Annotated in this window: 6 protein-coding genes; 5 read left to right on the top strand and 1 reads right to left on the bottom strand. The window is 35.5% G+C overall.

Annotated features, from left to right (window positions below; all coding sequences use genetic code 11):
• Nucleotide 1: 1 nt before the first annotated feature.
• The gene (locus JKP34_RS16550; RefSeq protein WP_201923897.1) at nucleotides 2–454 is read right to left on the bottom strand and encodes a hypothetical protein; all 453 of its coding nucleotides are present in this window, start codon (nucleotides 452–454) and stop codon (nucleotides 2–4) included.
• 258 nt (nucleotides 455–712) lie between these two features.
• Here JKP34_RS16550 and JKP34_RS16545 point away from each other — a divergent pair, with 258 nt between their 5' ends.
• The 5 genes from JKP34_RS16545 to JKP34_RS16525 all read left to right on the top strand — a co-directional run bounded on the left by JKP34_RS16545 (nucleotide 713) and on the right by JKP34_RS16525 (nucleotide 11970).
• On the top strand, nucleotides 713–3430 hold the full coding sequence (locus tag JKP34_RS16545) for a TonB-dependent receptor (protein ID WP_201923895.1): 2718 nt from the start codon (nucleotides 713–715) through the stop codon (nucleotides 3428–3430).
• Nucleotides 3431–3669: 239 nt separating this feature from the next.
• The gene (locus tag JKP34_RS16540) at nucleotides 3670–6189 is read left to right on the top strand and encodes a TonB-dependent receptor (protein ID WP_201923893.1); all 2520 of its coding nucleotides are present in this window, start codon (nucleotides 3670–3672) and stop codon (nucleotides 6187–6189) included.
• An 18-nt stretch (nucleotides 6190–6207) separates the two neighbouring features.
• The gene (locus JKP34_RS16535) at nucleotides 6208–8085 is read left to right on the top strand and encodes a choice-of-anchor J domain-containing protein (RefSeq protein WP_201923891.1); all 1878 of its coding nucleotides are present in this window, start codon (nucleotides 6208–6210) and stop codon (nucleotides 8083–8085) included.
• 64 nt (nucleotides 8086–8149) lie between these two features.
• Nucleotides 8150–10696, top strand: a complete 2547-nt coding sequence (locus JKP34_RS16530; RefSeq protein ID WP_201923888.1) for an endonuclease — start codon at nucleotides 8150–8152, stop codon at nucleotides 10694–10696.
• A 188-nt stretch (nucleotides 10697–10884) separates the two neighbouring features.
• Nucleotides 10885–11970, top strand: a complete 1086-nt coding sequence (locus JKP34_RS16525; protein ID WP_201923886.1) for an efflux RND transporter periplasmic adaptor subunit — start codon at nucleotides 10885–10887, stop codon at nucleotides 11968–11970.
• Nucleotides 11971–12006: the final 36 nt, after the last annotated feature.

Raw genomic sequence — 12006 nt, 5'->3', positions numbered from 1 at the left:
GTTAATTAAGTTTTTGGAATTTATAAATGGTGAATTTTTTTTCTATTAATGGGTTTCCCTGCATTTCTGCAATAAATGAAGTTGGGCTTTTTAACTCCTTCAGTTGACTGGAATCTTTAATTGAAAAGACTCCATATTTAAGTTTGGCTTTTAGTGTATCCCCTGTCATAATTTTATCAGAGAAAGTGGCACCTCTACCCAAAACTTGCTTTACAATAAATTGAATTGTGCATTCTGTATCATTACAATTAAATACTTCTTCATTATGAATGAGCTTACCCTCTAATCTGGCATATTCTGGAGGAATATCAGGTCCCCAAGGTATATCAGCTTTTATTGGCTCATTATTATTTGATTCTGAGGAACCTTGTTTTTTCTTACTTGAAGTAGCACAACTAAAAAGAATAGCTATTAAAAATAGCTTTATAGCATCGATGAAATAGGTTTGGTACACAGGGTGATAGTTTGTAGACTGCTAAGTTATATAAAAAATTGATTCACACAGGGTTCCTCTAGATGAATATTTTATACAAAACACAAGTTGTCAGTCTGTAAGTCACGACTTTAATAAATATGTTGTGTTTATAATCCCATCTAATTGTTAAGAAATTGTTAGATATATAAAACCAGTTTAACCAATAATTAACTATCTAGAGAACAGGTGCTTATGTTCTTGTGGCTATTTTTACGATGAAATTAAACAAGCAAAAAAATGAAAAGAATTTCAAGTTATATATTAAGTTTCAGCTTAATATTTGCTGTGGCAACATCAATTGCTGTTGCTCAAAACGAAAATGTTGTAACAGGACAAGTTGTAGATGGCGATACTAATGAGCCACTACCTGGTGCGAATGTGGTGATTCAAGGTACTTCTATTGGTACCACTACTGACATAGAGGGTAATTTTTCGTTACCAGTACCTACAAAAAGTATTACGTTAGAAATCAGATTTATAGGTTTTAAACCTTACTCTATATCCTTGAACTCTGATGATTCTAAAAAATTAGGAAAGATAAACTTAGAGTCAGGAATAGAAGAGCTTTCTACTATTGAAGTTGTGGCTTCTAGAATAACTAGAGATCAGCCATTTACTTACACAGAGGTGGCTAAGAAAAAAATTCAAGAAGATTTGGGTTCTAGAGATCTTCCAATGGTTTTAAATACGGCACCTTCAGTTTATTCTACCAACCAAGGAGGAGGGTCAGGTGATGCCAGACTAACAGTTCGTGGTTTTAATAATCAGAATGTTGGTGTAATGATTAATGGCGTTCCTGTAAATGATATGGAGAATGGACTAGTATATTGGTCCAATTGGGACGGTCTTGGTGATGCGGCTTCTTCTATCCAGGTTCAGAAAGGTATAAGCCCAGTTAACCTCGCTGTTCCTTCAGTAGGTGGTACTGTCAATATAATTACAGATCCAGCCACTAGAAGTGAAGGTACCATGATTAAGCAGGAAGTAGGAAGTTGGAACTTTAGTAAAACTACAATTTCTCACAATACAGGTTTGATAAATGATAAATTCGCGGCATCTGCAACGGTGGTTAAGAAAACTGGTGATGGTTTTGCACAAGGACTTTATACTGATTCATGGGCCTATTATATGGGATTATCCTACCAGATAAACGATAAAAACAAGATTGAAGGTTATGTAGTAGGAGCTCCACAAACACATGGACAGAATCTATATGCTCAAAACATTGCTAGGTATAGTCATGACTTTGCTCGTTCTCTAGACTCGTATGATCCAGCAGCTTTCAATCAATACAGGGAGGCTGGCCGTGATTTCAATCAGAATTATGGTGGCGTGAATCCAACATATTCAGGAAGTCAATATTATGAGATGTATAAAGAGAGAACAACTGAAAGGCAGAGCCCTTATTACATTATGGAAAGAGAGAATTTCTACCATAAGCCGCAGGTGAACTTAAATTACTTCATGAATATTTCTGAAAAACTTCAGTGGAATACAGTTCTTTATTGGTCTGGAGGTAAAGGTGGTGGTTCAGGTACTTTTGGTAGTGTAGCAACCGATTATTCTTTTAATGGAATGGGAGTCAGACAATGGGACGATGAAATAGCTCAAAATACCGGGAACATAGATTCAACGTACTCAACTTCTGAATACGCTTCTACTGGTATTATGAGAAATAGTGTTAATCAACAAGATACATATGGAGCTATAACAAAGTTATTCTACGATGTAAATGAAAGCCTTTCTGTTCAGATTGGGTTGGATGCCAGAACAGCAAGTATTTATCATTGGAGAGAGGTTAGAGATTTATTAGGAGGTGATTATTATACCTTTACTGGTAATGACTTCGATACTTCTCCAAACCAGTATATGAAAAGGCTTGGTGACAAAATTGATTACCACAATGTTAATACAGTGAACTGGCTTGGTGCTTACGCTCAAGGACAATATCAGACAGAAAGGGTAAATATTTTTTTAATGGGAGGTTATACCGGAGTTAAATATGATTATACAGATTTCTTTACTCAAGATGATAATGGAAATGAGCTTAATATTGTAACAGATAATCTTCCAGGTTATCAGGTAAAAGCGGGTTTCACATACAACTTCAGCAGATATTTTAATGCTTATGTGAATGGAGGTTATATATCAAGAAACCCTATTTTTGATTATGCAATTGATGACGGTGATGGTGTTGCCTACGATAGCCCAGAAAATGAGAAAATAACTACATTCGAATTTGGTGCTCAGTATGCGTTTACTAATACATTCGTGATTAATGCAGCTTTCTACAACACTTCTTGGGCAGATAGAACAATCACCAGAAATGTTAGGCAGCAAAATGGTGATGAAGATTTCTTATTCATAGGAGGTCTTGAGCAAATTCATACAGGTTTAGAGCTGGAAGCGAGCTTCAAGCCTATTAAACAGCTTAGGTTTGATGCCGGAGCATCATTTGCCAACTGGTATTATGCAAATGATGTAAGTGCAACTTACACAACATATGAAGATGGTTCTCCTGTTGAAGAAGATTTTAATCTTTATATAAAAGATTTAAAGGTAGGTGATGCCCCTCAGTCTCAATTTTTCATAACTACAGAGATAAATCCAATATCCAACTTATCTTTCAAAATCGATTATAGATATTACGATAGATTTTATTCAAACTTTGATCCTCTGACAAGAACGGATGAAACTGATAGAACTCAATCATGGCAGGTCCCTAGTTACAGCGTAGTTGATTTCAGAACTTTCTTCACTATTCCAATGAAAACTAGTGATTACAGTATACAACTTTTTGCATCGGTGTTCAACTTGTTTGATGAAGTTTACATTCAAGATGCAACTGATAACTCAAGATTTAATGCCTTTGATGGTGACCATGATGCAGATGATGCAGAAGTATTCTTGGGATTACCAAGAAACTTTAATGCAGGAGTTACAATAAGATTCTAATTCTTTAAATCATATTTTTTTCAAAAACCCTGACGGCTCTCGTCAGGGTTTTTTAACATATTAATGATTCACTTAGATAGAAAAGTAACTAATAAATAGAGCCAGGGGGTTTTTGAGTTTAATGTTATCAAATTGTTAACAAAATATTCATTAGTTTTAACTAATACTTAATAGCTTTGACCAAACATTAAAAAATGCAGAATTCTATTTTTGCGACCAAATTTAAAACAAACAACAAAATGAAGAAATTTTTACTCATGGTTGTTTTGAGCGTTTGCAGCATTTATGCTTACGCACAGAACACTGTATCAGGAAAGGTTGTGGATGCGGAGAGCGGTGAAGCGCTTATTGGAGCAACCGTTCTGGAAAAAGGAACTAGAAATGGTGTTACTACCGATATTGAAGGAGACTTCAAATTAAAGGTAGATAATGGAGCAATGCTTGAAATAAGCTATGTGGGTTATGAAAGAATAGAAATCCCTGCTTCATCAGATTTGAGTTCAATCAAAATGAAGCCTTCATATGTGGGTTTAAATGAAATTCAAGTGCTCGCTTCTGTCGCAATGGATCGTAAAACACCAGTTGCGTTTTCAACTGTTGAAAGAAAAACAATTTTAGAAAGAGCAAGTAACCAGGAATTTCCTGAGTTATTAAAATCTACACCAGGAGTTTATGCAACTAAACAAGGTGGTGGATATGGAGACTCTCGTATTAACTTAAGAGGTTTTAACTCTGAAAACGTTGCTGTTTTAATAAACGGTGTGCCTGTAAACGACATGGAAAACGGTAGAGTTTACTGGTCAAACTGGGCAGGTTTAACTGATGTAACTACTAGCATGCAGGTGCAGAGAGGTTTAGGAGCATCTAAGGTGGCAGTACCATCAATTGGAGGTACTATTAATATTCTAACACAAAATACTGATGCTGAAAAGGGTGGAAACATCTATTATGGATTAGGTAATAACAATTTCCAAAAGTCATCTTTTTATGTTTCGACAGGTCTTACAGATAATGATTGGGCTATATCTCTTTCTGGAGCGAAAATTACAGGTGATGGTTTTGTAGATGGTACTTCTTTTGAAGGCTATAATTATTTCTTTAATGTGTCAAAAATAATTAATGATCAGCATTCACTATCATTAACTGGTTTTGGTGCTCCTCAAAGACATGGTCAAAGACAAAGCAGAAAAACCATTGAAACTTATCAAAAGAATGATAGAGGCATTAAACTTAATACAGATTATGGTTATTTAGATGGTCAGTTAGTAAATGTTGAAGATAACTTCTATCACAAACCACAGATTTCCTTGAACCATTACTGGTCATTAAATGAAACTACAGATATTTCAACTGCTCTATACGTATCTACAGGTACTGGTGGTGGTGGTGGTGTAGGTGGTACACTTTTACAACCAGATGTAAATGGTAATGGGTTAGAGGATGATTTATACGACCTAGAGGCTACAAGACAAGCAAATTATGAAAATAACGATTACGCTAATGGCGGTGATGGAAATGCTACAGGCTTTTTAAGAGCTTCAAGAAATGACCACAGATGGTATGGAATGCTTAGTACAATTGACACAGATATAAATAGTTCTCTTTCATTTCAAGGTGGATTAGATTTAAGATCTTATCGTGGAATTCACTTTACTGAAGTTACAGACTTACTAGGAGCTAATTATGTTTTAGACAATAGTGACATAAATAATCCTAATAAAAGAGCCAAAGTAGGAGATAAGATTTCATATTACAATGATGGTGTTGTATTGTGGGAGGGGTTATTTGGACAAGCTGAATATACCCAAGATAAATGGACCGCTTTTCTTTCTGCTTCTGTATCTAATACTTCATACAAAAGGGTTGACTATTTTCAATATGAGCCTGAAAACCAAGAATCAGAATTTCTTCATTTCTTAGGTTACCAAGTAAAAGGTGGAGCTAATTATAGATTAACTGATAATCACAATGTATTTGTTAATGCAGGTAATTTTACAAAGGCACCTGAATTTGGAACAGCTTTCTTAGACTTTACTAATGAAACTAATGAAGATGCTGTAATGCAGAAGATTACAAGTGTTGAGTTAGGTTATGGTTATAGAAGTGCCAACTTTAATGCAAATGTTAACTTATATCACACTAGATGGAATGATAGAACATTAGTTGAATCATTTCAAGTTGGAGATACGCTTTACATAGCTAACTTGACAGGTGTTAATGCCATTCACCAAGGTGTTGAAATCGACTGGGTTTACAAGCCAATTACTGGTTTGAGAATAAATGGTATGGTGTCATTAGGAGACTGGACATGGGCTAATGATATTTCAGATGTTCAAATCTTTAATGAGCTTCAACAGCCTGTTGGTGACCCAATTAATCTTTATATCTCCGGTCTAAAAGTTGGTAATTCAGCTCAAACAACTGCTTCATTGGGTGCTAGCTATCAGTTTCAAAACTTAAAGATTGGCGCTTTAGCAAACTATTATACTGATAACTATGCTGACTATGATCCTAATGACAGAACGACCGAAGCTAATATAGGAGTTCAACCATGGCAGATTCCTGATTACTTTAACCTAGATATTAATGCTAATTACTCTTTCAAAATAGGAAATCAGGAGACTATCATTTATGGAAATGTAAACAACGTGTTGGATGCTGACTACATTACTGATGCCATTGATGGATCTATTGAAACAGTTGAAGTTTACCCTGGAACTGGTAGACAATGGACAATTGGCTTAAGACTTAAATTTTAATATTTTAAAAGTACTAAAATGAAATTTTCAACAATATTTAATACCTTATTAACAGGCATATTTGCTATGTTAATAATAAGTTGTGATCCTTTAGAAGATGCATATGATGAAATTGATCAGATTGCTGAAGAGAATGGAGTAGATGCCGGAGTTACTATAGAATATACTATGGTTGATGCCGATTATGCTACTGTTGCTAATTCACTCAGAGCTAACGCCACTGCCAGTGATAGTACTTTGGCAAACTTTATTGAGGATAATAATGTGTTGACAGCAGATGTGGATGCTTCAACTCAATTATCAGCAATAGTGAATGAAGAATTTCCACAATTTCAGAAAGGAGCTGCTGTTCAGGTAACTTATAATTTATTAGAAAGCACTCTTGAGGAATTAGGAGCAACAAATAGTGAGTATCTTGAAAATAATTATACGCTATCATCTGAGGACTATGCAAGTGTAAGTAGTCAGGCTGGTTCAGCGGGTTTTTTCGATCGTAATATTGATGTAAGTAATGAACTTCCTGTAATTCTTAACGATCAAGTTAGAGATGCACAGGAAGGTGATATCTATAGTGTTACATATGAATTCGTTGACATAGCTTATTCTGAGCTTTCTGGGGAGACAATTTACAACGAAGGATTTGCTACCACATTAAATGGCTACGAAAGCATAAGCTTAGTAGGAGATCAAGAGTGGGCATGGGGAACTTTTGGTGAAGACACCTATGCGCGTATTTCTGGTTTCTCAGGTGGTGCTGTTCCAAACCAAGATTGGTTAGTTTCTCCTGAAATTGATTTATCTGGTGAAGATGGTGACATAACACTTTTGTTATCTCAAATTCTTAATTTCCAAGGGGCTGCCGAATTCGGACAAGAATTAGATATTCTTTTTACGACAGATTATACTGGAGATGTAGCAACTACTGAATGGGTTTCTGTTGGTGCAAACTTATCATCTTACCCATCTGGTGATAATTATGACCTTCATGAAAGTGAAGTTGCATTACCAAATGCACAAGGAAATACTATAAGACTAGCTTTTTATTATGAATCTACAACAGATTTTGCAGCACTTTGGGAAGTAGTAAACATACGTTTAGATGTTGGAGCAGCTCCTGAAACCAGTGAAATTAATGAACTGTATGAGTTCACAGGTACGTCATGGAGTGCAATTAATGAAGGAGCATATTATTTGAACTCTGATGATTATGATTCATTTGGAGAGCAAAGTGGTCAGCCAGGAGCCTTCGATAATTTTAGCAGTAGTGTTTCACCTGATGATTATCTACCAAGATTCTTAGAATACCTAATGCCTTATGCTCAAGAAGGAGATGAATTTGTAGTTGTTTACGATTATTTTAGTGGATCAACTTCTGCAAGAGCTACGACATATGTTTATACAAATGGGACATGGAACTCTATAAGCTTTGAGGATGTACAAATTGAAAAGACAGATCAGTTTAAAAATACTGGTAATGGATTCGTATTTGATCCGTCTGTAGAAATATTCATGTCTTCTGCTGATTATCAAATTATCGTAGATGAAGTAGCGAAAACTCGTCCTGAACTACTGAATAGCTTTGAAACAGCTGAGGATTATTATGGAGCAGATGCTTTCTTCGAAAACTTCGATATCAGAGTTGATAGTAGAGATCCTGAATTACAGCCTGAATATGCAGGTTTAAGTAAGTCTGAGGCAGAAGCATTAATTCAAGAGAGATTACTTGAAGGTTTAGATGTTTTCTTAACTACTAAGTATGCTGATGCGCAACCTGTTCCTGGTATTCAAGTATTGTATACTGTAAATTACGCTACTTATGATGGTAATGATGGTACAGATTCACAAACATTTGAATTAGTTGGTGTAGGAGAATTTGAATTGATAGAGTCTAATTAATTAAATAAATAAATTTTACGAAAAGGTTACTAAATTATTAGTAGCCTTTTTGTCGTTTAAGCATATGAAACATTTATATACATTTCTATTACTCTTATTCGTATTATCGTCTAATGCTCAGGCTCCTTCTGGATATTATGATGGCGCGAATGGACTGAACGGGGAGGAATTAAAACTTGCCCTTCATAAAATTATTCGAGGTCATAAAGTTTTTACTTACGGAGATTTCAGAGACGAGATTTTACCAACTTTGGATGAAGACCCTGATAATTCAGATAATATCATCTTGTTTTATAAGAATGCTTCTATTCCAAAGGCGAATTTCGCTAGTAACAATCAGCAAGACTTTTGGAATAGAGAACATACCTGGCCAAAATCACATGGATTTCCTGATGAGTCAGATACAGCCTATACTGATGTTCATAATCTAAGACCATCAGATGCTTCCGTTAACACTTCAAAAAGTAATAAAGACTTTAATGACGTTGAAAATATCTCTGAAAATGCAGAGGGGGAAGCACCTGATACTTATACAAATTCTGATTTTTGGGATCCGCGTGATGAAATTAAAGGAGATGTAGCCAGAATATTATTTTACATGGCTACTCGTTATGAGAGCGATTTCCTTGATCTTGAGCTTGTAGATAGGATCAGCGGGTCAAATGATCCAGAATTGGGTGTGCTCTATACCTTGATCAAATGGCATGAACAAGATCCTGTCGATCAATATGAAATTGATAGACATGAGGGTGCTTATGGGTATCAGGAGAACAGAAATCCTTTTATTGATCATCCTGAATGGGTCTCAGAAATATGGGGAAGTACCACAGCTCCTACTTTAATTATTGATCAAAGAAATTTTAATCCAGATTTCGGATATATCCCTCTGGGAGAGAGTTTAGTACAAACCTACACGATTAATGCTTATAATTTAGAGAGTGATATTTCAGTAAGTGTTGCTTCACCCTTTTTTGTGTCAACTGATGGGAATTCTTTTTCTTCCGAGATAACATTATCTGATGATGGATCTGAAGCACAAACTTATACGGTTTATCTTAAGTATGAGCCTGCTAATTCGGATGAATCGATAGTATTAGATGTTACTCATACCACTACTGGCGATACTGAAAACTTTGAGGTTCAAGGTAATGAAGGAGAAAAGCCTATTTTAACCATACAGGAAGCGAGACAAAAGTCTTTAGATGATGTTGTTACAGTTGCTGGAGTTGTAATTGATGCTGGTAATAATAGTGATGATAACAGAGTAATTTATGATGGGACGGCTGGTATTATGGTCAGAAGCTTCGATACTGGAAATGAATCAGCAAACTATACGCTTGGTGACAGCATTTTAGTAACAGGTGGTTTAGGTTCATATAATGAGTTATTACAGATCGAAAAGTCTCCAATAACTATTGAATTGCTAAAATCAAATGCCACTCTACCTGAACCACAAGAAATAACCATTGCCGAAGTTGGTGAATCTTATGAATCTGAACTTGTAACTATCAAAAATGTAACCTTTAATGCTTCTGGTGCGACCTTTCAAGGTAGTGGAGGTGCTGGTAATTTTGATATCAATGATGGTACAGGAACGATGATTTTTCGTATAGGATCGGATGAACATCCTTTGGTGGGTTCAACAGTTCCTAGCGGTACATATAACATAACAGGTTTCATTGGGCAATTTCAAAGTGATTACCAGATTTCAGTAAGAGATGCTAATGATCTAGTATTAGCTGATGAAACCCAAGATGTAGAGTTAACAACTATCAATGCTGCTAGAAACAAAAGTCTTGGCTCATTGGTAAAAGTTAGTGGTGTTGTTATTGATAATGGTAATAATAATGCAATTAACCGAGTTATTTATGATGGTACTGCAGGTATAGTGGTTAGAGGAACAGATCTAGACAATGAATCAGCTAATTTGAATCAGGGAGATAGTGTTGTTGTTACAGGAGGCCTATCAGAATATAATGGGTGGATGGAAATTGAGGAATCGCCTGTTTTAATTGAAGTAATTAGAACAGATGCTAGTTTACCAAATCCGAAAATTGTTACTATCGATGAAGTAGGTGAAAGTTTGGAATCTCAGTTAATAACTATTGAGGGCGTACAATTTGTAGAGTCTGGAGATTTTACCAGTACCGGATTTAGCGGTGACTTTACCATTTCAGATGGTACTAATGAATTGAAAATCAGAATAGGAAGTGCGCAGCATCCTCTTGTAGATCAGTCAATTCCAGGTGTTAAATTAAATATAACTGGCTTTGTTGGGCAGGATAACGATTACTATCACATTTCACCTCGAACTGAAGAGGATATAGAGTTATTGGAAGATGAGCCTTTGGCAATATCAGGTTATCAACTCTCAAAGAATGTGATTTATCCTAACCCATCAAAGAACACAATTTATATTAACATCGATGGTGAATCATCAAAGTCAATTGATAAAATGTTAATCTATTCGGTAGATGGGCAACTCCAAAAGCATATCCTAAATATAAATGCACATGAAAGTGTTGATATCAGTTCACTTGAAGCTGGTCTGTATACGGTTATATTGACATCTGATGATCAAAACTTCGTGTATAAGTTAGTTAAGAAGTAATGATGAGATAATTGAAAACATTTTCAAAAACCCTGACGGCTCCCGTCAGGGTTTTTTTACGCCCTTTTAAATAGAACGGATACCGTCTATTACATAATGCATCATTTTCATAACCTTATTGCCTATATTCGAGTTTTGTAATTCTGTGTCACTACATTTATTGGTATTTTGTAGATAGTAACTTATATATGAACAAAACAATTACCCGCATAATAGCACTCGTTGCAGTGCTCGCTGTAATCATTTTACTTGCATTTCCTGATTTAGTCTCTTTCGGAAAAGACTCAGCTCCCAAAAAGGAAGAGGAAAAACAAGCCGCACCCAATCAAGGTGTTGTAATTGATGCCCAAGTGGTTAATTACAAGACTTTCAATAATGATATTACCTTGGCAGGCTCGTTATTAGCGAATGAGTCGGTTGAATTGGCTAGTGAGATTTCTGGAAAAATAGATGCCATTTATTTTAAAGAAGGCCAATATGTGAAAAAAGGGCAATTGTTGTTAACAACCAATGTAGATGATGTTAAAGCCAACCTTCAACGATTGAAATATACAGCTAAGCTTAATAAGGAAACGGAAGAACGACAGAAACAACTTTTAGAATCTGAAGCCATTAGTAAAGAGGAGTATGACATAGCTTTTACTAATTACAAAACTATTCAAGCTGAAATAGCTGAGGTTGAAGCCCAGATTGAGAAATCAAGACTTTCTGCTCCTTTCTCCGGTTATATAGGGCTGAGATATGTAAGTGAGGGAAGCTATATTACACCTTCTACACAGATAGCATCTTTATATAGCGTTGATCCTATTAAAATAGAATTCTCGGTACCTAGTCGCTTTAGTACTTTGGTGAATGAGGGAAATAATATTTCATTTGTGTCGGAGGCTGAAAATATTAATAGAGAGGCAAAAATATATGCTATTGAACCACAGATTGATCCTGTAACCAGAACATTAAAGGTTCGTGCCCAATGCGACAACCCAAATAACACGCTTATTCCTGGTCAGTTTGTGAGAGTGAAACTTAGCTTAGAAAGTGAAGATAATGCCATTTTAGTGCCTACTACTGCCATTATGCCAAAGTCAAATGGCCATATGGTATTTATTATAAATAATGGTGAAGCTACAGCGCAAGATGTAGAATTAGGTATTAGAACGGCAACAGAAGTTGAAATTGTAAAAGGAGTTTCACAAGGAGATACAGTTGCTATTGCTGGTGTTCCGCAGCTTAAAAATAAGGCAGCAGTAAATATTAAAACACTAAAAGAAAAGTAGTATCTAAAACTATAAAACCCTACTATTTGGTACAGA

Source organism: Marivirga atlantica, assembly GCF_016734805.1.
GTDB classification, from domain to species: Bacteria; Bacteroidota; Bacteroidia; order Cytophagales; family Cyclobacteriaceae; genus Marivirga; species Marivirga atlantica.
Note: the sequence above shows the minus strand (reverse complement) of the source record. Positions and strands in the feature narration are given on the sequence as shown.